General features: G+C 67.4%; 26 protein-coding genes. 10 read left to right on the top strand and 16 right to left on the bottom strand.

The window, feature by feature from the left end; all coding sequences use genetic code 11:
* Position 1 precedes the first annotated feature (1 nt).
* The 5 genes from nadC to AC3A6Y_RS16325 all read right to left on the bottom strand — a co-directional run bounded on the left by nadC (position 2) and on the right by AC3A6Y_RS16325 (position 3,240).
* Positions 2 to 880 (bottom strand): carboxylating nicotinate-nucleotide diphosphorylase, encoded by an 879-nt coding sequence (nadC, locus tag AC3A6Y_RS16305; RefSeq protein WP_487869282.1) that lies wholly within the window; start codon positions 878 to 880, stop codon positions 2 to 4.
* A gap of 40 nt (positions 881 to 920) precedes the next feature.
* Positions 921 to 1,916 carry an NAD(P)H-dependent glycerol-3-phosphate dehydrogenase gene (locus AC3A6Y_RS16310; protein ID WP_487869283.1) on the bottom strand — a complete coding sequence of 332 codons (996 nt, stop codon included), beginning with the start codon at positions 1,914 to 1,916 and terminating at the stop codon, positions 921 to 923.
* A 28-nt stretch (positions 1,917 to 1,944) separates the two neighbouring features.
* Positions 1,945 to 2,409, bottom strand: a complete 465-nt coding sequence (secB, locus tag AC3A6Y_RS16315) for a protein-export chaperone SecB (RefSeq protein ID WP_487869284.1) — start codon at positions 2,407 to 2,409, stop codon at positions 1,945 to 1,947.
* Between the two features lie 115 nt (positions 2,410 to 2,524).
* A complete protein-coding gene (gene grxC / locus AC3A6Y_RS16320) occupies positions 2,525 to 2,785 on the bottom strand; it encodes a glutaredoxin 3 (RefSeq protein ID WP_487869285.1) in 261 nt (86 codons plus the stop codon).
* 47 nt (positions 2,786 to 2,832) lie between these two features.
* On the bottom strand, positions 2,833 to 3,240 hold the full coding sequence (locus tag AC3A6Y_RS16325) for a rhodanese-like domain-containing protein (RefSeq protein WP_487869286.1): 408 nt from the start codon (positions 3,238 to 3,240) through the stop codon (positions 2,833 to 2,835).
* Positions 3,241 to 3,313: 73 nt separating this feature from the next.
* Here AC3A6Y_RS16325 and gpmA point away from each other — a divergent pair, with 73 nt between their 5' ends.
* From gpmA to AC3A6Y_RS16340, 3 genes are all read left to right on the top strand, one after another.
* A complete protein-coding gene (gene gpmA, locus AC3A6Y_RS16330) occupies positions 3,314 to 4,057 on the top strand; it encodes a 2,3-diphosphoglycerate-dependent phosphoglycerate mutase (protein ID WP_487869287.1) in 744 nt (247 codons plus the stop codon).
* A gap of 103 nt (positions 4,058 to 4,160) precedes the next feature.
* Complete coding sequence (locus tag AC3A6Y_RS16335) at positions 4,161 to 5,603, top strand: S41 family peptidase (RefSeq protein WP_487869288.1); 1,443 nt, start codon at positions 4,161 to 4,163, stop codon at positions 5,601 to 5,603.
* 52 nt (positions 5,604 to 5,655) lie between these two features.
* Positions 5,656 to 6,417 (top strand): HesA/MoeB/ThiF family protein, encoded by a 762-nt coding sequence (locus tag AC3A6Y_RS16340; RefSeq protein ID WP_487869289.1) that lies wholly within the window; start codon positions 5,656 to 5,658, stop codon positions 6,415 to 6,417.
* A gap of 38 nt (positions 6,418 to 6,455) precedes the next feature.
* Here AC3A6Y_RS16340 and AC3A6Y_RS16345 read toward each other — a convergent pair whose 3' ends face one another.
* Complete coding sequence (locus AC3A6Y_RS16345; protein ID WP_487869290.1) at positions 6,456 to 8,444, bottom strand: AsmA family protein; 1,989 nt, start codon at positions 8,442 to 8,444, stop codon at positions 6,456 to 6,458.
* Positions 8,445 to 8,470: 26 nt separating this feature from the next.
* The gene (locus tag AC3A6Y_RS16350; protein ID WP_487869291.1) at positions 8,471 to 8,677 is read right to left on the bottom strand and encodes a hypothetical protein; all 207 of its coding nucleotides are present in this window, start codon (positions 8,675 to 8,677) and stop codon (positions 8,471 to 8,473) included.
* A 340-nt stretch (positions 8,678 to 9,017) separates the two neighbouring features.
* On the opposite strand from AC3A6Y_RS16350, the gene AC3A6Y_RS16355 reads away from it, so the two are divergent.
* A complete protein-coding gene (locus tag AC3A6Y_RS16355) occupies positions 9,018 to 9,422 on the top strand; it encodes a response regulator (protein WP_487869292.1) in 405 nt (134 codons plus the stop codon).
* A gap of 71 nt (positions 9,423 to 9,493) precedes the next feature.
* Here the strand turns inward: AC3A6Y_RS16355 and AC3A6Y_RS16360 are convergent, their stop codons facing one another.
* Entirely contained in the window at positions 9,494 to 10,126 is a 633-nt protein-coding gene (locus AC3A6Y_RS16360) for a response regulator (RefSeq protein ID WP_028249172.1), read from the bottom strand.
* Positions 10,127 to 10,233: 107 nt separating this feature from the next.
* On the opposite strand from AC3A6Y_RS16360, the gene AC3A6Y_RS16365 reads away from it, so the two are divergent.
* The 6 genes from AC3A6Y_RS16365 (at position 10,234) to AC3A6Y_RS16390 (ending at position 13,785) form a co-directional block, all read left to right on the top strand.
* Positions 10,234 to 11,610 (top strand): CHASE3 domain-containing protein, encoded by a 1,377-nt coding sequence (locus AC3A6Y_RS16365; protein WP_487869293.1) that lies wholly within the window; start codon positions 10,234 to 10,236, stop codon positions 11,608 to 11,610.
* Between the two features lie 171 nt (positions 11,611 to 11,781).
* Complete coding sequence (locus tag AC3A6Y_RS16370) at positions 11,782 to 11,943, top strand: DUF1328 domain-containing protein (RefSeq protein ID WP_083944504.1); 162 nt, start codon at positions 11,782 to 11,784, stop codon at positions 11,941 to 11,943.
* A gap of 58 nt (positions 11,944 to 12,001) precedes the next feature.
* Positions 12,002 to 12,376 carry a hypothetical protein gene (locus tag AC3A6Y_RS16375; protein WP_106556537.1) on the top strand — a complete coding sequence of 125 codons (375 nt, stop codon included), beginning with the start codon at positions 12,002 to 12,004 and terminating at the stop codon, positions 12,374 to 12,376.
* 38 nt (positions 12,377 to 12,414) lie between these two features.
* The gene (locus tag AC3A6Y_RS16380; protein WP_487869294.1) at positions 12,415 to 12,795 is read left to right on the top strand and encodes a hypothetical protein; all 381 of its coding nucleotides are present in this window, start codon (positions 12,415 to 12,417) and stop codon (positions 12,793 to 12,795) included.
* Positions 12,785 to 13,243, top strand: coding sequence for a hypothetical protein (locus AC3A6Y_RS16385; protein ID WP_487869295.1), 459 nt, complete (start codon positions 12,785 to 12,787; stop codon positions 13,241 to 13,243). Before AC3A6Y_RS16380 ends, AC3A6Y_RS16385 begins: the two co-directional genes overlap by 11 nt.
* The gene (locus AC3A6Y_RS16390) at positions 13,240 to 13,785 is read left to right on the top strand and encodes a ferritin-like domain-containing protein (protein WP_487869296.1); all 546 of its coding nucleotides are present in this window, start codon (positions 13,240 to 13,242) and stop codon (positions 13,783 to 13,785) included. Before AC3A6Y_RS16385 ends, AC3A6Y_RS16390 begins: the two co-directional genes overlap by 4 nt.
* An 87-nt stretch (positions 13,786 to 13,872) precedes the next feature.
* On the opposite strand, the gene AC3A6Y_RS16395 is transcribed toward AC3A6Y_RS16390, so the two are convergent.
* The 8 genes from AC3A6Y_RS16395 to AC3A6Y_RS16430 all read right to left on the bottom strand — a co-directional run bounded on the left by AC3A6Y_RS16395 (position 13,873) and on the right by AC3A6Y_RS16430 (position 20,065).
* Complete coding sequence (locus AC3A6Y_RS16395; protein WP_487869953.1) at positions 13,873 to 14,694, bottom strand: DUF429 domain-containing protein; 822 nt, start codon at positions 14,692 to 14,694, stop codon at positions 13,873 to 13,875.
* 24 nt (positions 14,695 to 14,718) lie between these two features.
* The gene (locus AC3A6Y_RS16400; protein ID WP_487869297.1) at positions 14,719 to 15,141 is read right to left on the bottom strand and encodes a BLUF domain-containing protein; all 423 of its coding nucleotides are present in this window, start codon (positions 15,139 to 15,141) and stop codon (positions 14,719 to 14,721) included.
* A 5-nt stretch (positions 15,142 to 15,146) separates the two neighbouring features.
* A complete protein-coding gene (gene folE / locus AC3A6Y_RS16405) occupies positions 15,147 to 15,881 on the bottom strand; it encodes a GTP cyclohydrolase I (protein WP_487869298.1) in 735 nt (244 codons plus the stop codon).
* Between the two features lie 69 nt (positions 15,882 to 15,950).
* Positions 15,951 to 16,724, bottom strand: coding sequence for an endonuclease/exonuclease/phosphatase family protein (locus AC3A6Y_RS16410; protein WP_487869299.1), 774 nt, complete (start codon positions 16,722 to 16,724; stop codon positions 15,951 to 15,953).
* Positions 16,721 to 17,197 carry a dihydroneopterin triphosphate diphosphatase gene (gene nudB, locus AC3A6Y_RS16415; RefSeq protein ID WP_487869300.1) on the bottom strand — a complete coding sequence of 159 codons (477 nt, stop codon included), beginning with the start codon at positions 17,195 to 17,197 and terminating at the stop codon, positions 16,721 to 16,723. Before nudB ends, AC3A6Y_RS16410 begins: the two co-directional genes overlap by 4 nt.
* A gap of 23 nt (positions 17,198 to 17,220) precedes the next feature.
* Positions 17,221 to 19,032: an aspartate--tRNA ligase gene (gene aspS / locus AC3A6Y_RS16420; RefSeq protein ID WP_487869301.1), complete on the bottom strand. Its 1,812-nt coding sequence runs from the start codon at positions 19,030 to 19,032 to the stop codon at positions 17,221 to 17,223.
* Positions 19,033 to 19,063: 31 nt separating this feature from the next.
* On the bottom strand, positions 19,064 to 19,684 hold the full coding sequence (locus tag AC3A6Y_RS16425) for a DUF502 domain-containing protein (RefSeq protein ID WP_487840639.1): 621 nt from the start codon (positions 19,682 to 19,684) through the stop codon (positions 19,064 to 19,066).
* Between the two features lie 15 nt (positions 19,685 to 19,699).
* Complete coding sequence (locus AC3A6Y_RS16430) at positions 19,700 to 20,065, bottom strand: FmdB family zinc ribbon protein (RefSeq protein ID WP_487869302.1); 366 nt, start codon at positions 20,063 to 20,065, stop codon at positions 19,700 to 19,702.
* Positions 20,066 to 20,129 lie beyond the last annotated feature (64 nt).

The raw sequence follows: 20,129 nt of genomic DNA on the forward strand, positions 1-20,129 counted from the left end.
CTCAGGCTTCCTGGAAACGCATCGAGAAATCGATCGCCTCGATGTCCTTGGTGAGTGCGCCGACCGAGATGCGGTCCACGCCCGTCTCCGCGAGGGCGCGCACGCCGTCCAGCGTGACGCCGCCCGAGATCTCGAGCACGGCGCGGGCATCTCCGGCCGCATCGTTGCGCCGTACGGCCTCGCGCAGCATGGGCAGGTCCATGTTGTCGAGCAGGATCATGCGGGCACCGTGGGCCAGGGCCTCGTCGAGCTGGGCCAGGGTCTCGACCTCGATCTCGACGAACTTCGCCCGGCGGCCTGCCTGTGCCGCGGCTCGCAGCGCGGCGCCGACGCCGCCGGCCGCGGCGATGTGGTTTTCCTTGATCAGGATGGCGTCGTAGAGGCCGATGCGGTGGTTGGTGCCGCCGCCCGTGCGCACCGCGTATTTCTGCGCCAGGCGCAGGCCGGGCAGGGTCTTGCGGGTGTCGACGATCGCGGCGCGCGTGCCGCGCACGGCCTCCACGTAGCCGGCGGTGCGGGTCGCCACCGCGCTCAGCAGTTGCAGGAAGTTCAGCGCGGTGCGCTCGGCGGTCAGCAAGGCGCGGGCGTCGCCCTCGATCTCCAGCACCACTTGGTCGGCCGCGCAACGCCCGCCTTCGTCGCCATGCCACGCGATGCGCGCCTGCGGGTCGAGCTGCCGCACGACGGCCTCTGCCCAGGGCGCGCCGCACAGCACGGCGGGCTCACGCAGCAGCACGCGGGCGGTGGCGCGCGTGCCGGCCGGCACCAGGGCGGCGGTGAGGTCGCCGTCGCCCGCGTCCTCGCGCAGGGCGCGCGCAGCATCGGCGGCGGCCAGTTCGGCGATCCGGGCCGAGGAAAAGTCGAAGAAGTTGTCGTCCATTGCGTGTCGTTCTGTCTGTCGCGAGCGGCTGCGACGGGCTTCAGGGGGTCTCCAACCCCGGCTCGCGTTTCATCAATTCGGCCACGGCCTCGGCGGGCCGCACGCGGCCGTCAAGCAGGGCCACGACGCTCTCCGCGATGGGCATCTCGACGCCCAGATGGCGGGCGCGCTGCACGACCGTGCGCGCGCAATAGACGCCCTCGGCCACGTGGCCGAGCGAATCGACCGCCTGGGCGAGGGTCTGCCCCTGGGCCAGCAGCAAGCCGACCCTGCGGTTGCGCGAGAGATCGCCGGTGGCGGTGAGCACCAGGTCGCCCAGGCCCGAGAGCCCCATGAAGGTGTCGGCCCGGGCGCCCAGGGCCAGGCCCAGGCGCGTCATCTCGGCCAGGCCGCGCGTGATCAGCGCGGCGCGTGCATTGAGGCCCAGGGCCAGGCCGTCGGCCAGGCCGGTGGCAATCGCAAGCACGTTCTTGACGGCGCCGCCGACCTCGACGCCCACGATGTCCTCGTTGGCGTAGACGCGCAGGCTGGGGCCATGGAAGGCATCGACCAGCGCGTCGCGCAGATCTGCGTGGAAGCTGGCGGCGACCAGCGCGGTCGGCCGGCCCTGCGCGACCTCCTGCGCGAAGCTGGGGCCGCTGAGCACGCCGGCCACGAGGGTCGGCGCCACCTGGGCCTGGACTTCGTGGGCCAGCAGCCCGTCGGCGCCGGCCAGGGCGGGCTCCACGCCCTTGCAGAGCCAGGCCACGGGGCAGGCTGCATCGCGCAACAACAGGAGCTGCTCGCGCAGCGCGGCCATGGGAGTGGCGATGATCGCGAGTTCCGCATCGGCGATCGCGGCGAGCGCAGGGCCGCCGCGCAGGACGAGAGAAGACGGGAGCGGGATGCCGGGCAGGTAGCGCGTGTTCTCGCGCGCTGCGGTCATGGCCTGCACCTGGGCCGCGTCGCGCGCCCAGAGGCTGACCGCATGGCGGCCCGCAGCATTGACTGCCAGCGCCGTTCCCCAGGCGCCGGCACCGAGCACGCAGATCTTCATCGGCGGCGGCTCAATGCGCTCTGGCGTCTTACTGGGTGACGATCGGCGAAGCCTGGCCGGCCGCCTGGGCCTGCTGTTGCTCGAACATGGCCTGGAAGTTGATCTCGGCCAGGTGCACCGGCGGGAAGCCGCCGCGCTGGATCACGTCGGCCACATTGCCGCGCAGGTAGGGGTAGACGATCTGCGGGCAGGCGATGCCGAGGATCGGGCCCATCTGCTCTTCGGGCAGGTTGCGGATCTCGAAGATGCCGGCCTGCTTGGCCTCGACCAGGAACACGGTGCGGTCCTGGATCTTGGTCTGCACGGTGGCCGAAACGGTGATCTCGAAAATGCCGTCGGTCACCGGCTGGGCGTCGACGCCGAGCTGGATGTCGACGGTGGGCTGCTCCTGCTCGAGCAGGATGGCCGGCGAGTTCGGCTGCTCGAGCGACAGGTCTTTCAGGTAGACGCGCTGGATCTGGAAGACGGGGTCTAGGGCTTGCTGGTCGGCCATGGCTGAACTTTCGAAAGTCAAAACAACGCCCGCCGGGGAGAAAGGTGTCCCGAGGGCGGGCTGGAGCGTTGGGATGGAATGGAGAGGGGCGATTATCGCCCCGCGGCGCAGCCTCTCAGGCGCCCTGCAGCAACGGCACCAGGCCGCCGCGGCTGTCGAGCGCGATGAGGTCGTCGCAGCCGCCCACGTGGGTGTCCCCTATGAAGATCTGCGGCACGGTGCGCCGCTGGGTAATGTTCATCATCGTGATGCGGGCCTGCGGATCGCCGTCGATACGGATTTCCTCGATATGGTCGACGCCCTTGGCTTTGAGGATTTGCTTCGCGCGAATGCAGTAGGGGCAGACGGCGGTGGTGTACATCTTGACGGCTTGCATCGTGCTCATGTTCGGGAAGGTCTGGGAGTTCAGGCCTTTCTGGGAGTTCAGGCCTTTTCAACCGGCAGGTTAGCCTCTTTCCAGGATTTCAGCCCGCCGGCCACGGCTTGGGCTTGCTCGTAGCCGAGCTTCTTGGCGACGGCGACCGCGCGCTGGGCCCGAGACCCGGTGGCGCACACCAGCAACAGCGGCACCGCCTTGTTCTTGACCGCGGCGGTGAGCTTTTCCTCGAGCTGGTTGAGCGGCACGTTCTTGGCGCCGGTCATGTGGCCGGCGGCAAATTCCTCCGGCTCGCGCACATCGACCACCACGGCGCGCTCGCGATTGATCAGCTGCACCGCGCCCTGCGCCGTCAGCGATCCGGAGTTGGCCCCGCGCAGCAGTGGCCAGGCCAGCATGCCGCCGGAGCTGAGCGCAATCAGGATCAGCATCCAGTTGTCGACGATGAATTTCACGGAGTTCCTCGGTTGGGCAAACGCGAGATTTTAGAATGTCGGGTTTTGGCAAGCGTTCCCAAAGGCCTCCCCCATGCACAAACTGGTACTGATTCGCCATGGCGAATCGACCTGGAATCTCGAAAACCGCTTTACCGGCTGGACCGACGTCGACCTGACCCCCCTGGGCATCGAGCAGGCCAAGCAGGCCGGCCGGCTGCTCAAGGCCGAGGGCTACGACTTCGATGTCGCCTACACCAGCGTGCTCAAGCGCGCCACCCGGACGCTGTGGCACACGCTCGACGAGCTCGACCGCACCTGGCTGCCCGTGGTGCACTCGTGGCGCCTCAACGAGCGCCACTACGGCGCGCTGCAGGGCCTCAACAAGGCCGAGACGGCCAAGAAGTACGGCGACGAGCAGGTGCTGACCTGGCGCCGCAGCTACAGCGTGCCGCCGCCGCCGCTCGAGCCCAACGACCCGCGCAGCGAGCGCGGCGATCCGCGCTACGCGAAGCTGGCGCCGGAGCAGGTGCCGCTGACCGAGTGTCTCAAGGACACCGTGGCGCGCGTGCTGCCCTTCTGGAACGAGTCGATGGCGCCGGCGATCCGCGCCGGCCGGCGGCTGTTGGTGTCGGCGCACGGCAATTCGATCCGAGCGCTCGTCAAGTACCTGGACGGCATCTCCGACGACGACATCGTCGGCCTCAACATCCCGAACGGCATCCCGCTCGTCTATGAGCTCGACGACGAGCTCAAGCCGCTGCGGCACTACTACCTGGGCGATGCCGCGGCTGCCGAGAAGGCCGCCGCCGCAGTGGCCGCGCAAGGCAAGGCCTGAAGACCGGAAAATCTGCCGCGCCACCCTCGGGTACGCAGAACTTCGGCAGACAACCACCTTCGAAGCTGTGTATATTCGTTTGACAGGCGACAAGGACATCTACATGGGCCAGAAACTCAAGATCACCGGCTGGGTCGCAGCCGGCGCCGTTGCCGGCGCGCTGACCACCGTCTCGTTGCAAACTGTTGCACGAGGTTCACTGGCTCCCCTCCCACTCGAAGAACTGCAGCAGCTTGCCGCCGTGTTCGGCATGGTGAAGAGCGACTACGTCGAGCCGGTCGACGAGAAGAAGCTCATCTCGGATGCGATCTCGGGCATGGTCGCCGGGCTCGACCCGCATTCGCAGTACTTCGACAAGAAGTCCTTCAAGGAATTTCGAGAGGGCACCACCGGACGTTTCGTCGGCGTGGGCATCGAGATCTCGCAGGAGGACGGCCTGATCAAGGTCGTGTCGCCTATCGAAGGCTCGCCCGCCTTCCGCGCCGGCCTCAAGCCGAACGACATGATCACCCGGATCGACGACACCGCCGTGCGCGGGCTGACGCTCAACGAGGCGGTCAAGCGCATGCGGGGTGAGGCCAACACCAAGGTGCTGCTGACCATTTTCCGCAAGGACGAGAACCGCACCTTCCCCGTGACCATCACGCGCGAGGAGATCCGCACGCAATCGGTGCGCGGAAAGGTGATGGAGCCGGGCTACGGCTGGATTCGCCTGTCGCAGTTCCAGGAGCGCACGGTCGACGACTTCGTCAAGAAGGTCGAAGAGATCTACAAGCAGGAACCCAATCTCAAGGGACTGGTGCTGGACCTGCGCAACGACCCGGGCGGCCTGCTCGACGCGGCGGTGGCCATCTCGGCCGCTTTCCTGCCCGAGAACGTCACGGTGGTGTCCACCGACGGCCAGCTGGCGGAGAGCAAGTCGGTCTACAAGGCCGCGCCCGAGTATTACCAGCGACGCGCGGGCAGCGACCCGCTGCGCAACCTGCCCGCCGGCCTCAAGACAGTGCCGCTGGTGGTTCTGGTGAACGAAGGCTCGGCCTCCGCCAGCGAGATCGTGGCCGGGGCGCTGCAAGACCACAAGCGCGCCATCGTGATGGGCAGCCAGACCTTCGGCAAGGGCTCGGTGCAGACGGTGCGCCCGCTCGGCCCGGACACGGGGCTCAAGATCACGACGGCACGCTACTACACGCCCAGCGGCACCTCGATCCAGGCCAAGGGGATCGTCCCCAACGTGCTGATCGACGAGAGCGCCGAGGGCAGCCCCTTCGCGGCACTGCGCATGCGCGAGGCCGACCTCGAGAAGCACCTGGCGAGCGGCCAGGGGCCCGAAGCCAAGGACCCGGAGCGCGAGAAGGCCCGCGACGAGGCCCGCAAGCGCCTCGAGGAAGAAGCCAAGAAGCCGCCGCAGGACCGCAAGGTGCCCGAGTTCGGCAACGAGAAGGACTTCCCGCTGGTGCAGGCATTGAACCGGCTCAAGGGCCAGCCCGTGCTGGTGAGCAAGACCCAGGTGATCGTCGAGAACAAGGAAGAGAAGAAGGAAAACTGATCCCGGCCAGGCTCCCTGAACGTGGGAGCGCCGGTATCGGCCCGCGCGGCGCATGGAAGACCAGGACCTGCTGCGCTACTCGCGCCACATCCTCCTCGAGGAATTCGGCATCGACGGCCAGGCGCGCGTCAGCGCCGGCCATGCGCTGGTGATCGGCGCCGGCGGGCTGGGCTCGCCGGTTGCGCTGTATCTGGCGGCGGCCGGCGTCGGCCGCATCACGCTGGTCGACGACGACGAGGTCGACCTGACCAACCTCCAGCGCCAGATCGCCCACAGCACGGCCCGCGTCGGCCAGGCCAAGGTCGAATCGGCGGCCGCGGCGATGCGGGACATCAACCCCGAAATCCGCATCGAGACCCACGTTGAGCGCGCCGACGAGGCGCTGCTGGACCGCCTGGTGGCCACGGCGGACGTGGTGATCGACTGCAGCGACAACTTCGCCACACGGCACGCGGTGAACCGGGCCTGCGTGGCGCACGCCAAGCCCCTGGTGGCCGGTGCGGCCATCCGCTTCGACGGCCAGTTGAGCGTGTACGACACGCGCGATGCCGCCTCCCCGTGCTATGCCTGCCTGTTCCCGCCCGACGCCGACTTCGAAGAGACCCGCTGTGCCGTGCTCGGCGTGTTCGCGCCGGTGGTCGGCACCATCGGCACGCTGGAAGCCAGCGAGGCCCTGAAGCTGCTTGCCGGCATCGGCCCCTCGCTGGCAGGCAGCCTTCTGATGTTCGACGGCCGGCGCACGGCCTTCGATACCCTGCGGGTGGCGCGCGATCCGGGCTGCAGCGTCTGCGGTCACCGCCCGGCGGCGGGCTGAGCGCCCTCGCCCACGCCCCCACCCTACGGCTGCTGTAGCTATTGCTTCTTGGCCTTGGCCGCGCCAGCCGCCGCCTCGCGCGAGGCCGGCCGCTTGGCCAGGGCCAGGACCTCCTGGCAGTCGGCGTCGGTACCGGGACCCGTTTCCACCGTGGCGGCAAGCGCCAGCAAGGGATTCAGGGCTCCCAGCACCAACGCTGCGGCGCCGCGCGTCGCCAGCGAGCCGGGCTCCAGGCCTGCCCTTGGGGCGGCAAAGGTGCCGCTGACGAGCAGCGGCGTGCGAAGCGACAGGATGCTCTTGTCCTTGGGCTGAGGCCGAACGACGAAATCCAGCGTTTCGTTCGACAGACTGGCCTGGCCGCTCACATTGAAGATGGTGTCCTCGGTGTCCAGAACGACGCTGCGGCTGTGCATGGTGCCCTTGTCGACATCGAAAGCCATCGCGGCGCAGCGCATCACCACGTTCTTGTCCCCGCGCAAGAGAAACTTGATGACCTCGCCGCCATCGAGCCCCATGACCTCCAGCAGCAGGTTGCTGAATTCCCCCCGGCCCGTGAGCGCGGCGACGTCGCCGGACGCATGGCCCAGCCAGCTCGCCACCGAGTTGCCGCGTCCGGAGAGATTGATCCGCCCATCGAGCTTGCCGAAGCTGGTGCGCATGGTTTCGATCTTCGGGATCAGACGACTGAGCTGCATTCCGCGCACGTCCAGTGCCGCACGGATCTCGGCCGGATTCTGGGCGCCGTCGATGCGGATCGCGCCTGCGACCGTTCCGCTGGCCAAGCCCACATTGAGGGGATCGAGCGTCAGGACGCCGTCCTTCAGCCTGATCTGCACGCTGCCCTTGTCCAGCGGCAGCTCGCGCACGTTCCGGATGCGCTCGGCAGCGTACTTCACGTCGGCGTTCATGGCACGCAGGCGCTCGAAGTCCAGCGTGGCGTCGGGCAACACCTTCCGACCGCGGTCGCGGCGCGTGCGCTTGACCTCATCGATGCTCGGCGGGGGCGCCACGCCTTCGATGGCCTTGGCCGAGCGCTCGGTCGGCGGCAGGCCGATCAGCGGACCGAGGTCGTCCATGTCCATCACGCGCGAACGCAGGGTGCCCGAGAGGTAGGGAATCTTCTGCGACTGGTCGAATTTCATGTCGCCGCCGATGTCGGAGAGGCCCAGCTTTCCCTTGAGCCCCGCCGCTTCCCACAGCTTGGCGCGCTTGCGCAGCTCGCCGCTCAATGAATAGGGCGAAGTCTGGGGCAAGGCGATCCCGAGCAAGCCGTACAGGTCGCCCAGGTTCCGGCCCTTGAGATCGAATCGTGCATCGATGCCGTCCAGGCTGGCCAGCTCCGCCACCGTGCCCTTGGCCTTCAGCCGCGTGTGGCCGGCGGCCGCATCGATCTCCAGCGGGAACGGCGGCTGGCCGGCAGCGTTGAGCTGGAGCACGTTGCCGGTCCGGCCCTGGGCCGTCAACGGCTGCCGCTGATAGCGTCCCTTGATGCGGAAGTCCAGCGGCATCTCGCCGCGGCTGCTGTCGTAGCTGAAGTCGGCGTGCAGATCCACGCCGAGGTGCTCTGCCAGGAAGTCGAGCGTGCCCCGGTCGACTTCCATCAGGCCGATGACCGGCACCGAGCCCTCGTCCGAGGTGTTCTTGCCCAACGCCCAGGTGCGCCGGCCGTCCTCCTCCATCTGCAGGCCCAGCGTGGGGGATGTCAGGGCCAGGCGGGGGATCACGACGCGCCCGGACAGCAAGGGCCACAGCCGGATATCGAAGGCCGCATGCTCGGCGCGCACCAGGTAGGGCTCGCGGGCCCATGACGGATTGGCGAACTCGACGCCGTCGAGCTTCACGGCGGCGCTGCGCCAGCCCAGGTCGACGTCCAGCCGGCGGGTGATCTCGAACTTGCGCCCGGTACGCTCGCTGACGTAGCGATTGACCGGCTCGCGCAGGGCGTCCCAGGGGAACAGGGCCAGCAGCAGCAAGAGCGCCGCGAACAGCCCCAGCAGGACGACGCCGACCCGCATCCCGAGGGACATTCGCGGCTTGCGGGCAGGCGATGGGGTCACGGTACGCTGGTCTTGTCAGGCGTCGCGGTGATGGAGGCTGGGGACGCGAGGAAACCCAAAGCCGTCGTGCCGACATCCGCGGCGGCGTGAGCGGCGGACTCGGCCAGCTTCAGCTCGGCGCTGGCGGGCTCGCCGGTCGCCACCACTGCGGCGGCGGCTAAGGTCAACAGAGCGATGGCCCCGTAATTCCACATCATCTTCATCTCTGCACCTCGGCGACGGGGTTGAAGCCGTGGCAGGGAAGCGCCGCGGCTCGATGGTCCGAGCCTAGAGGGTGCGGCGTCGCGCCAGGGTCGGCGCCCGACAGCACCCACTGTGGGGCGCAGCCTACGGGCAACCGAAGCGCGCGAACGGATGGGGCTCGGCAGGGGCTTCGACAGCTTCTCAGCCCACAAAATTCGTAAGAACGAGCCTACAAACGCAACACGTCGCAGCGGGCATCATGCCGGCTGATCCACCGCAGCAGCATTTACAACAATAGCTATCATCGCGTTCATCCGTTAAGGTCGCGAAGTTTCATTGCAGGCAGACGCGCGGTTCTCCATGGACCCCAGATTGAAAACCTACATCGTCGAAGACAACGTCACGATCCGCGAGAACCTCGTCGGCACTCTGGAAGAACTCACGTGCATTTCGGCGGTCGGCTTTGCCGAGACCGAGGCGGAGGCGGTTCGCTGGCTGGCGGAGAACAGCGAACAGTGGGAACTGGCGATCGTCGACCTGTTCCTGAAGCAGGGCAGTGGCTTGGGCGTGCTGCAGGCCGTGAGTACACGCCGGCCCGAGCAGAAGATCGTGGTGCTCAGCAACTACGCCACGCCCGACATCCGCAAGCGCTGCGCCCAGTTCGGCGTGGATGCGGTCTTCGACAAGTCGAACGAGATCGACGCACTGATCGACTTTTGCATCGAGCAGTCCTCGACGCTTCGGCAGACATCGGGCTCGAGCTGAAGCCCTCTACCCCGGTCGCGCCGATGGCCCCGTTCGTGCGGCGCCCCCTCTGCGGGGGCGCCTCGCGCCGCTCAGTCGATCAGCTTGTTCTTCAGCGCGTAGTAGGTGAGGTCGCTGTTGGAGGAGAGGTTCATCTTCTCCATGAGGCGCGTGCGGTAGGTGCTGACCGTCTTGACCGACAGCGACAGGGTCTTGGCGATGTCCCCCGCCGTCTCGCCCTTGGCGAGCTTGAGGAAGACCTGGAACTCGCGTTCCGACAGCTGCTCGTGCGGCGCCGCGTCGTCCTTTCGGTCGAGCTGCCGCGCCAGCAACTCGGCGACCGCGGGCGTGATGTAGCGACGGCCCAGGGAAATCGTGCGGATGGCGTTCACGATTTCGATCGGGTCGCATTCCTTGTTGAGGTAGCCGCTCGCGCCCTGCCGGATCAGGTTCATTGCGTAGTGCTCCTCGGGGTAGCCGCTGAGTATGAGAATGCCCACGTCCGGGGCCTTGGCGCGGATCATCGCCAGCGCGTCGATGCCACTTTGCCCGGGCATCGAGAGGTCCATCACCAGCACGTCCAGCTCGGTGGTGCGCACCAGCTCGATGGCCTCGCGCCCGCTGGCCGCCTCCCCCACCACGCGCAAGTCGACATGTTCCGAGAAGAACTGCCGCAGGCCGGAGCGCACGATGGCATGGTCATCCACAATTCCGATCTTGATCATCTGGTACCTTCTTTGTCGTGTCGCGGCCTTTTGCGTCGCAGCAAACTGCCCCCTGGTTCACGTCGATTATTCCTGAATTTGTTCTGTTCGCGTCGCGCGGAGACCCCATGCGCTGGTTAGCTTTCCCGAAGATGGCCGCCGGCCTCACGCTCGCGATGCTCGCGGCGCTCACGCTCGTGGGTATCAACGAGGCGGGCTACCGACAGTCTACGCAGGCGCTGACCGAGATCGGCGAAGCGCAGCGCATACGGGTCGCACTCAATTTGCTGCTCCAAAGCATCGTCGATGCCGAAACGGGCCAGCGCGGCTACCTGTTGACGGGAGAAGCGCGCTATCGCGAGCCCTACGACAGCGCGGTGAAGAAAGTCGATGGCCAATTGGCCGCCCTCCAGTCGCTCTACGCCCGGCGCCCTGCCGAGGCCGCGCGCCTGGCCGAGCTCGCCAAGCACGTCTCGCGCAAGCTCGCCGAAATCGACATGAGCGTGCGGCTGCGGCAGGAAGGCAATGACGACGCCTGGAAATTCGTGATCACCACCGACGTCGGCCGCGAGGAGATGGAAGCCATCCGGCAACAGGCCGGCGAGCTCGTCGAGCTCAGCAACGAGGCCTTGTTGCGGGGGCAGGCACAGGTTGCCAAGTCGCTGAGCTTCGCCCGCATCGGCATCGGGCTGGTGGCGCTGGCGGGGCTGGCCGCCTTCTACCTCTACCTGCGCCAGACGCATGCGCTGCGCTCGGCCGGCGAGCGCCAGCAGGAAGCCCTGCAGCGCGAGCGCAACGCGCTCGAGGACGAGGTGCGGGAGCGGACCGCCACGCTGGCCGAGCTCGCCACCCACCTGCAGGAAGTGCGGGAGACCGAGCGCGGCTTCCTCGCACGCGAGCTGCACGACGAGCTGGGCTCCCTGTTGACGGCGGCCAAGCTCGATGTCGCGCGGCTGAAGTCGCGCCTGGCCGATTTGCCGGATGCGATACAGCGGCTGCAGCACCTGAACGAGCTGCTCAACAGCGGCATCGCGCTCAAGCGCCGCATCATCGAGGACCTGAGGCCCTCCTCGCTCTCCAACCTGGGCCTCATCGCTTCTCTGGAGATCCTGGGCCGCGAGTTCGCCGAGCGCTCCGGCGTCGAGATCGAGATGGTGCTGGAGCCGGTGGCGCTCGACGAGGCCAACGAGCTCACCGTCTATCGCATGGTGCAGGAGAGCCTGACCAACATCGGCAAGTACGCGCAGGCGTCCGAAGCCAGCATCGTGATGAAGAACTACGGCAACCACGTGGTGGTCGAGGTGAGCGACAACGGCAAGGGATTCGATGCCCAGGCCCCGCGCGTCGCCTCCCATGGCCTGGCGGGCATGCGTCATCGGGTGGAGACCGCCAAGGGCAGGCTGACCGTCTCGTCCGCGCCCGGCCAAGGGACACGCCTGAGCGCCAGCCTGCCTTCTTCCGGTGCCACGCCGGCCGCCCCTGCGCCGGCCCGGCAGCGGGCCTGAGCGACAGGCGTCGCCGCGGGGCGCGGCCGCGATTCGGCCCTCTCCTACGCCCCCAGACCTTGGCTGCTGACAGGTTCGGGCGGGGCGCTCATCTAATGTCTTCTCCATGCTCTTCGCGCCGAGCGCAGGGCCGTGATCCACAACAACGAGACACGCGAAAAGGAGTCCAGCATGTTGTATTACGCAGTCGTGTTCCTGGTCATCGCACTGATCGCCGCGGTCTTCGGCTTCGGCGGCATCGCGGCCAGCGCCGTTGGCATCGCGAAGATTCTCTTCGTCATCTTCATCGTGCTGGCACTCGCCAGTTTCATCGCGGGCTTGATGCGACGATGACAGCATCGTTACGATGAGCGGGCTCTCGCACTATTTCTCTTCCGGAAGGACTTTTTTCATGAGCACGATCAAGACCCCGTCGCAGCTGGCAGAAGAGGCACGTCAAACTGCCAGCGATGCCATCGACAGCACCCGCGCCTATGCGCAGAACGCGGTGAATGCCGCCGGCGAGAAGGTTCGCGACCTGCGCCGCGAGGCTGAACCCACGGTAGAACAGCTGGCCGCCCGCGTTCAGCAGGCGGTGCAGCGCGGCCTCGACGCCGCCTCGACGACCAGCGCCCGCGCCCAACGCCGCCTCGAACAGGCAGCCGATGTGACCGGCCGCTACATCGCAGACCAGCCGGTGCGGTCGGTGCTCATCGCCGCCGCGGCCGGCGCGGCCATCACCGCGCTGATCGTGCTCGCGAGCCGCCGCAGCCGGGACGACTACTGATCTGAGCCGCCCCCTCCCTGCCGCCGCCTGCCGCACCCATGCTCCATCCCATTTTTTCGACGGTGCTCAGGCATCCGGAACTGATCGCCGAACATGCCTCGAACTATGCGGCGCTGCTCAGGCTGGAGACGGCGGAGGCCAGCAGGGGGCTGATTGCACGCCTCATTGCGGGCGTGCTCGCGGCGGTCAGTGCGATGCTGGCCCTTGGCCTCACGGGCACGGCGGTCATGCTCGGCGTTCTCCAGAGCAATTTTCATTGGGTCCTGGTCGCCGTTCCCGGCGTTGCGGCGGTCATCGCGCTGATTGCCGGCTACGTCGCTGCGCGACCCATGGCCTTCCACGGATTCGACGAATTGCGCTCGCAGGTCGATGCCGACGTCCATGCCCTCCGGGCCGCAGGAGAGAGCCGTGGGAGTTGAGCAGGAAGCCTTGACCCCGCAACAGCGATTGGCCGTCTCGCGCCGCGCCCTGGTCGAGCAGTTGCAGGGCCGCGAGCGCCACGCAGATCGCTATGCGACTGCGGATGAGGTGGCCCCAGGAAGTCCGCGGCACGAAACGGTGATCGACCGCATCGCCTGGGCCTCCGTGGCGCGCAACGTGGTACAGCGCTGGTGGCGCCGACATCCGGCCAACGCCGCGGGCCAGCTCGCCCGTCCGCTGCTCGAACGCTATGCGCGCGAGCAGCCGGGCCGGCTCGTGGCGGCTGCGGCCGGGGCCGGAGCGCTGATCGTGCTGATCAGGCCCTGGCGCCTGCTGTCCATCACGGCAGTGCTCGCCGCGGTGCTGAAGACATCCGACGTGGCCGATCTCGTGACCACGCTGATGCACAAGAACCCGGACAGCCCCCCACGAAAGGATCTCCCATGACGAATGCAATCGCAGAGAAACCCCAGCGCCTGATGCTGGACCAGGCCAAGATCGACGCGGCTTCCAGGAGCCTGGACGACGGTGCCGTGACGCCCGGCTACGGGCCCTGGCGCGACGACGTGGTGAAGCTGCTCAATGACGCGCTGGCGACCGAGCTGGTCTGCGTGCTTCGCTACAAGCGCCACTACTTCACCGCGAGCGGCGAGGCCTCTCCGGCGATCGCCGACGAATTCCTGGTGCATGCCAACGAGGAGTCCGCCCACGCGGACAAGATCGCCGAGCGCATCGTGCAGCTGGGCGGCGACCCGGATTTCAACCCGCAGACGCTGCGCGAGCGCAGCCATGCCGACTACGACGAGTCCAAGGACCTGCAGGCCATGGTGCGCGCCAACCTGGTGGCCGAACGCATCGCCATCGAAACCTACCGGCAGATGATCTCGCTCATCGGCGACAAGGACCCGACGACCCGGCGCATGCTGGAGGAGATCCTGGCCGACGAGGAAGAGCACGCCGACGAGTTGAAGGACTGGCTCGGCCACTGAGCACGGCGGGGCGAGCTCCGCGAATGAAAAGCCCGGCGCCGCCGGGCTTTTTCGTTGGACCCGGCCCGTCCTGACCTGTGCAGGACTTCAGGCGGTGACGATCCAGCCTTCCAGCGGGTCCATCGCCGCGGGCAACCCGTAGCCCGGACCGGCGCTCGCCCGGCGGGCCGCGCCCCAGGCAGCCTGGACCAGGCAGAGTGCCGCATCGAGGCAGTCGCCCCGGGCATCGGCGAGCAGCATCTCGCGCTCGGCATCGCCCAGCGCCAGCCCGAGGCCCAGGCGCGTGGCCCCGCCTTCGAGCGCGGCGAGCAATTCGGCGCGCGCGTCGCGCCGCACTGCGGTCTGAAGCGCAGCCTCATCGCTCTTGTAGCTGCGCCGACCGATCAGCTCGCGCGCCAGCAGGCCCGGATAGCCCTCCAGTGCGATGCGCGTACCGGCCTTTTCAGGCACATGCAGGCCGGGCAGCGCCGCGCCGGCCGCCAGCAGGCGCGGCACGCCCGCATGCAGCATGAAGGCCACCGGCGGATTGACCCACTTCATCGACGGGCTGGACCCGGCCGGCGCATCGGTGGCGCGGTGGGCGAATTTCCCGCCCACCGGCCGCGCCGCGCAGAAAGCGGCGAAGGTCTGACGGATCAGGGTGCGATCGAGGCCGGCATAGTGCGCAATCAAGGGCTGCCACTGCATCGGCCAGCCGAGATGCGCGACCAGCTCGCGGGGCAGGCCGAAGGGAAAGTCGAAAGCGCCGATCCATGCGGGCTGGCCGGCCAGCCACCGGCACCACGCCTCCAGCGAGGCGAATCGCTCGAGCCGCGACAGCGCCACGCCGCCAGCCGTTGCATGGCCGAGCGCCAGCACGATGGGCTTGCGCGCGCTCGGCGCACAGGAAAAATCGCAACCCAGCAGCAGGGTCGGCACCGCGGAAATGCGCCCTCAGTGGCGGCCGACGATGGCGGCGGTCGCCATCAGCTCTTCCAGCAACGCGAGGGAGACCTTGCCAGAGACCGAGTAGGGATCGAGCTCCGGCTTTTCCGAGTACTTGAGCAGGGTCGAGACGTTGAGCTTGGACAGGTTGACCTGCCCCATGGTCCAGCCGCCGAAGCGCCGCTCCGAGATTTCCTCGTAGTGCAGCAGCACCACGTCCTTGTGGCGCGGGTCCCTCTGGATATGGCCATAGAGCTCGCTGATCGCATTGCGGCCGCCCTCGATGGCTTGCAGGAATACGCCGGCGCCGTAGCAAAGGATGCCGGTGACGCCGCAGGCCGCGTTGTGCGAGCGCGATTGGGCGAGGATGGCGTCCACCGCGTCGGGGCTGGTGTCGACGGCGCGGCTGACATAGAGCAGTCGTACGAGCATGGTTGTCAGCTCCGGTAGCGCGGGAGCAGCGCGAGGAATTCGCGCCGCAGGTTGGAATCCTTGAGGAAGACGCCGCGCATCACGGAGTTGATCATCTTGCTGTCCATCTCCTTGACGCCGCGCCACTGCATGCAGAAGTGCTCGGCCTCGACCACCAGCGCCAGTCCGTCGGGCTGGGTGCGCTCCTGGATCAGGTCGGCAAGCTGCACCACCGCCTCCTCCTGGATCTGGGGCCGGCTCATCACCCATTCGGCCAGCCGTGCGTACTTCGACAGGCCGATCACGTTGGTCTTCTCGTTGGGCATCACGCCGATCCAGAGCTTGCCGATGATGGGGCAGAAATGGTGCGAGCAGGCGCTGCGCACGGTGATCGGGCCGACGATCATGAGCTCGTTCAGATGCTCGGCGTTGGGAAACTCGGTGAGCGAGGGCTGGGCCACGTAGCGGCCCTTGAAGACCTCGTTCAGGTACATCTTGGCGACACGGCGCGCGGTGTTCTCGGTGTTGTGATCGTTCTCGAGGTCGATGACCAGGGCGTCGAGCACGTGCTTCATCTTGTGCTCGACCTCGTCGAGCAGGCGCTCGAGCTCGCCGGGCTCGATGAACTCGGCGATGTTGTCGTTGGCATAGAAGCGCCTGCGCGCGGCCACCAGGCGCTCGCGGATCTTCACGGAGACGGGTGTGCCCTCGTCCCCGGTGTCCGGCTCGGGACGCTCGGCAGTGTCGATTTTCCTTAGCATCGGCGCATCCTAACAGCGAATGAGTAGTGTCGAATATCCCTGCAGCGCGCTTGCTGTCTGAATATAAAGCTATTGTTTTGATAGCACGAAGTCCGCCACCAGCGGCAGGTGGTCGGACATCCGGGCCCAGATCGGACCGCGCGGCACGGTGGTGGCGACCGCCTGGACCTGCCGGCCGTAGATGAAGTCGAGCTGCGCCACCGGAAGGCGCGAAGGATAGGTCAACGTGCGCGGCCCGCGCAGGTCGCTGGTGTCGCGCAGGCCCATGGCGTTCATGGCGTAGCGCATGCGGGCGCCCCAGTCGTTGAAGTCGCCGGCCACCACCAGCGCTTCGCCCGGCGGGATCTCGCGCTCGATGAACTCGCGCAGCAAGGCGACCTGGCGCACGCGGCTGCCCCGGATCAGGCCCAGGTGCACCACGATGGCATGCACCGGCTGGCCTTCGACCTCGATCGCCACGTGCAGCAGGCCGCGTTGCTCGAAGCGGTGATCGGAGATGTCCTGGTGGGTCTTGCGCAACACCGGCCAGCGGGTCAGCAGCGCGTTGCCGTGCTCGCCGTGGCGCGTGATGGCGTTGGTCTCGTAGATCGCGGTGTAGCCCTCGGGGGCGAGGAAGTCCGCCTGGGGCAGCTCCGGCCAATGGCTGAAGCGGGCAGCGGCCTGGCGGTTCATCTTGCGCACTTCCTGAAGGCAAATGATGTCGGCGTCGAGCTGCTCGATGGCGTGGCCCAGGTTGTGGATCTCGAGACGCCGAATGGGCCCGATGCCTTGCACACCCTTGTGGATGTTGTAGGTGGCGACCCGGAGGTTGCTGCTCGTGCTCGGCGTGCTCGGCGCGTTCATTTCACAAATTTTGGCAGGAGCAGGACCGCTTCGGCATTCGAAGGGGAAAAGCAGGCGTCGGCGGCTTCGTGGTAGGGCAGCCAGCGCCAATCCGTGTGTTCGCGCGGGTCCAGCCGAGGCGTCAGGCGCTCGGGCACGCACAGGCCGAACAGGTGCTCGGTGTTGTGGGTGACGCCCGGCGCATAGCGGGAACGCCAGCGCGGGTAGATCTCGTAGACGTTCTGCAGCTGCCAGTCACGCAGGTGGCACGCCAGCGCGCTACCCTCGCGGCAGTCGATGCCGGTCTCCTCGGCCACCTCGCGCGCCGCCGTGAGCGCCAGCGGCTCGTCGACATCGTCCTTGCTGCCGGTGACCGACTGCCAGAAGTCCTCGGCGTCGGCACGCCGGATCAGCAGCACCTCGAGCGCCGGCGTGTGGATCACGACCAGCACCGATTCGGGGATTTTGAAGCGAGCGGAGCTCTCGGCGCCCATGGTTGCCATCGAGCCCCGACGAATCAGGCGCCCTGTACAGGCTGTTGATTGCGCAACCGGATATGCAGCTCGCGCAGTTGCTTCTCGTCGACCGGGCTCGGCGCCTGCGTCAGCAGGTCCTGGGCGCGCTGGGTCTTGGGGAAGGCGATCACGTCGCGAATCGACTCGGCGCCGGTCATCAGCATCACCAGGCGATCGAGGCCGATCGCGATGCCGCCGTGCGGCGGCGCGCCGTACTGCAGCGCGTCCAGCAGGAAGCCGAACTTGGTCTGCGCATCCTCGGGGCTGATCTTGAGGGCGCGGAATACCTTGCTCTGCACCTCCTCGCGGTGGATACGCACCGAGCCGCCGCCCATTTCGATGCCGTTGAGCACCATGTCGTAGGCCTTAGCAATGCACTTCTCGGGCGCGGTGTCCATGAGGTCCTCGTGGCCGTCCTTGGGCGAGGTGAAGGGGTGGTGCACCGCCGACCAGCGCTGGCCTTCCTCGTCGAACTCGAACATCGGGAAGTCGACCACCCACAGCGGCGCCCACCGGTCCTCGAACAGGCCGTTCTTGCGGCCGAAGGCGCTGTGGCCGATCTTCACGCGCAGCGCGCCGATGGCGTCGTTGACGATCTTTTCCTTGTCGGCGCCGAAGAACAGGATGTCGCCGTTGCGCGCGCCGGTGCGCGCGATGATCTCGGCCAGCGAGGCATCGTTGAGGTTCTTCACGATCGGGCTCTGCAGGCCCTCGCGCCCTTGCGCAGCGTCGTTGACCTTGATGTAGGCCAGGCCCTTGGCGCCATAGATCTTGACGAACTCGGTGTAGGCATCGATGTCGCTGCGCGAAAGGCCGCCCTCGGCGCCGCCGCCGGGCACGCGCAGCGCCACCACGCGGCCGCCCGTCATCCCGGCCGCCTGCGCAAAAACCTTGAACTCGACATTGCGCATCACGTCGGTGAGTTCGGTGAACTCCATCTTCACGCGCAGGTCGGGCTTGTCCGAGCCGTACTTGAACATGGCGTCCGCATAGCTCATGACCGGGAAGGGCGGCAGCTCCACCTGCGCCGCGCCGCGGAACACCTTGCGGATCATGCCTTCGAACATCTCGCGGATCTCGTCCTCGGCCATGAAGGAGGTCTCGATGTCGATCTGCGTGAACTCGGGCTGGCGATCGGCGCGCAGGTCCTCGTCGCGGAAGCACTTGACGATCTGGTAATAGCGGTCGTAGCCGGCCACCATCAAGAGCTGCTTGAAGAGCTGCGGCGATTGCGGCAGCGCGAAGAAGCTGCCGTCGTGCACGCGGCTGGGCACCAGGTAGTCGCGCGCGCCCTCGGGCGTGGACTTGCCGAGCATCGGGGTCTCGATGTCGATGAAGCCGTTGGCGTCGAGGAACTTGCGCACCTCCATCGTGACCTTGTAGCGCAGCATCATGTTGCGCTGCATCGCCGGGCGGCGCAGGTCCAGCACACGGTGCGTGAGTCGAGTGGTCTCCGACAGGTTGTCGTCGTCGAGCTGGAAGGGGGGCGTGACCGATGGGTTGATCACCTTCAGCTCGTGGCTGAGCACCTCGATCTTGCCGCTCTTGAGGTTCTCGTTGACGGTGCCCTCGGGGCGCGCGCGCACGAGGCCCGTGACCTGCACGCAGTACTCGTTGCGCAGGCCCTCGGCGGTGGCGAAGGTGGCAGCCCGGTCGGGGTCGCACACCACCTGCACGTAGCCCTCGCGGTCACGCAGGTCGATGAAGATCACGCCCCCGTGGTCGCGGCGGCGGTTGACCCAGCCGGACAGGGTGACGGTTTGGCCCAGGAGGGCTTCGGTCACGAGACCGCAATAGTGAGTACGCATGGCCATAGTGGATTCCGGCGCCGTCGGGGCGCGTGTTTTATCTGTTCGCGATGGTCGCGGGGCCGCCGGGAACGACCACGCCCATCGACACGATGTACTTGAGCGCGTCGTCCACGCTCATCCTGAGTTCGATGCAGTCACTGCGCCTGAGCATCACGAAGTAGCCGCCCGTGGGATTGGGCGTGGTGGGCACGTAGACGCTGAGGTAGTCGCCGCCGCCCAGTTCCGAGAGCACCTCGCCGCCGGGCGCACCGGTCACGAAGGCGATGGTCCAGACGCCGTCGCGCGGCCATTGGACCAGCACCGCGGTGCGGAAGGCATTGCCGTTCTCGGAGAACAGCGTGTCCGATACCTGCTTCACGCTGGAATAGATCGAGCGCACCACCGGGATGCGTCGCACCACCGCGTCGCCCCAGCCCAGCAGGCGCTTGCCGACGAAGTTGCTGGCGGTCGCGCCGACGACCAGCAGGATCGCCAGCGTGAGCAGCACGCCCAGGCCGCGCACCTTGTGCACGTTGAGCCACTGCTGCCAGTCTTCAGGCAAAAGCCACAGCGTCTGGTCCAGCGTGCCGATGATCCAGTTCAGCACGCCGAGCGTGATGACCAGCGGCACGATGACCAGCAGGCCGGACAGCAACCATTTGCGCAGGGCGAGCATGGATGGAGGCGTCGCTCAGTCGCCCTTGGCGGCCGGCGCAGGCGCAGGCGCGGGCGCCGGGGACGCAGCGGGCGACGCAGCCGCCGCAGGCGCATCGGCGGTGCCGGTCGAAGCGGAAGCGCCTTCAGCCGGCGCGCTTGCTCCCTTGTCGGCATCGCCCTTGTCGGTACTTCCCTTCTCTGCGCCCTTCTTGCCCCCGCCGTCGCGGAAATCGGTGACGTACCAGCCCGAGCCCTTCAGTTGAAAGCCGGCCGCGGTGACCTGCTTGCTGAATGCGCTGGCGCCGCACTGCGGGCAGTCGGTCAGCGGCGCATCGGACAGTTTCTGCAGCACGTCCTTGGCAAAGCCGCAGGCGCTGCACTTGTAGGCGTAGATTGGCATGAGAAGGGGAGAGGAAAAAGCGGCCGGCGGCCGCTCGCAAAGCCTCTAATTATAGGTTGGCATA

The organism is Variovorax sp. Soil_C_17 (genome assembly GCF_057657265.1).

Coding starts and splice junctions, on each gene's coding strand:
- nadC (WP_487869282.1), bottom strand. CDS start 880: ATGGACGACAACTTCTTCGACTTTTCCTCGGCCCGGATCGCCGAACTG.
- AC3A6Y_RS16310 (WP_487869283.1), bottom strand. CDS start 1,916: ATGAAGATCTGCGTGCTCGGTGCCGGCGCCTGGGGAACGGCGCTGGCA.
- secB (WP_487869284.1), bottom strand. CDS start 2,409: ATGGCCGACCAGCAAGCCCTAGACCCCGTCTTCCAGATCCAGCGCGTC.
- grxC (WP_487869285.1), bottom strand. CDS start 2,785: ATGCAAGCCGTCAAGATGTACACCACCGCCGTCTGCCCCTACTGCATT.
- gpmA (WP_487869287.1), top strand. CDS start 3,314: ATGCACAAACTGGTACTGATTCGCCATGGCGAATCGACCTGGAATCTC.
- AC3A6Y_RS16335 (WP_487869288.1), top strand. CDS start 4,161: ATGGGCCAGAAACTCAAGATCACCGGCTGGGTCGCAGCCGGCGCCGTT.
- AC3A6Y_RS16340 (WP_487869289.1), top strand. CDS start 5,656: ATGGAAGACCAGGACCTGCTGCGCTACTCGCGCCACATCCTCCTCGAG.
- AC3A6Y_RS16345 (WP_487869290.1), bottom strand. CDS start 8,444: ATGTCCCTCGGGATGCGGGTCGGCGTCGTCCTGCTGGGGCTGTTCGCG.
- AC3A6Y_RS16350 (WP_487869291.1), bottom strand. CDS start 8,677: ATGAAGATGATGTGGAATTACGGGGCCATCGCTCTGTTGACCTTAGCC.
- AC3A6Y_RS16355 (WP_487869292.1), top strand. CDS start 9,018: ATGGACCCCAGATTGAAAACCTACATCGTCGAAGACAACGTCACGATC.
- AC3A6Y_RS16360 (WP_028249172.1), bottom strand. CDS start 10,126: ATGATCAAGATCGGAATTGTGGATGACCATGCCATCGTGCGCTCCGGC.
- AC3A6Y_RS16365 (WP_487869293.1), top strand. CDS start 10,234: ATGCGCTGGTTAGCTTTCCCGAAGATGGCCGCCGGCCTCACGCTCGCG.
- AC3A6Y_RS16370 (WP_083944504.1), top strand. CDS start 11,782: ATGTTGTATTACGCAGTCGTGTTCCTGGTCATCGCACTGATCGCCGCG.
- AC3A6Y_RS16375 (WP_106556537.1), top strand. CDS start 12,002: ATGAGCACGATCAAGACCCCGTCGCAGCTGGCAGAAGAGGCACGTCAA.
- AC3A6Y_RS16380 (WP_487869294.1), top strand. CDS start 12,415: ATGCTCCATCCCATTTTTTCGACGGTGCTCAGGCATCCGGAACTGATC.
- AC3A6Y_RS16390 (WP_487869296.1), top strand. CDS start 13,240: ATGACGAATGCAATCGCAGAGAAACCCCAGCGCCTGATGCTGGACCAG.
- AC3A6Y_RS16400 (WP_487869297.1), bottom strand. CDS start 15,141: ATGCTCGTACGACTGCTCTATGTCAGCCGCGCCGTCGACACCAGCCCC.
- folE (WP_487869298.1), bottom strand. CDS start 15,881: ATGCTAAGGAAAATCGACACTGCCGAGCGTCCCGAGCCGGACACCGGG.
- AC3A6Y_RS16410 (WP_487869299.1), bottom strand. CDS start 16,724: ATGAACGCGCCGAGCACGCCGAGCACGAGCAGCAACCTCCGGGTCGCC.
- nudB (WP_487869300.1), bottom strand. CDS start 17,197: ATGGGCGCCGAGAGCTCCGCTCGCTTCAAAATCCCCGAATCGGTGCTG.
- aspS (WP_487869301.1), bottom strand. CDS start 19,032: ATGGCCATGCGTACTCACTATTGCGGTCTCGTGACCGAAGCCCTCCTG.
- AC3A6Y_RS16425 (WP_487840639.1), bottom strand. CDS start 19,684: ATGCTCGCCCTGCGCAAATGGTTGCTGTCCGGCCTGCTGGTCATCGTG.
- AC3A6Y_RS16430 (WP_487869302.1), bottom strand. CDS start 20,065: ATGCCAATCTACGCCTACAAGTGCAGCGCCTGCGGCTTTGCCAAGGAC.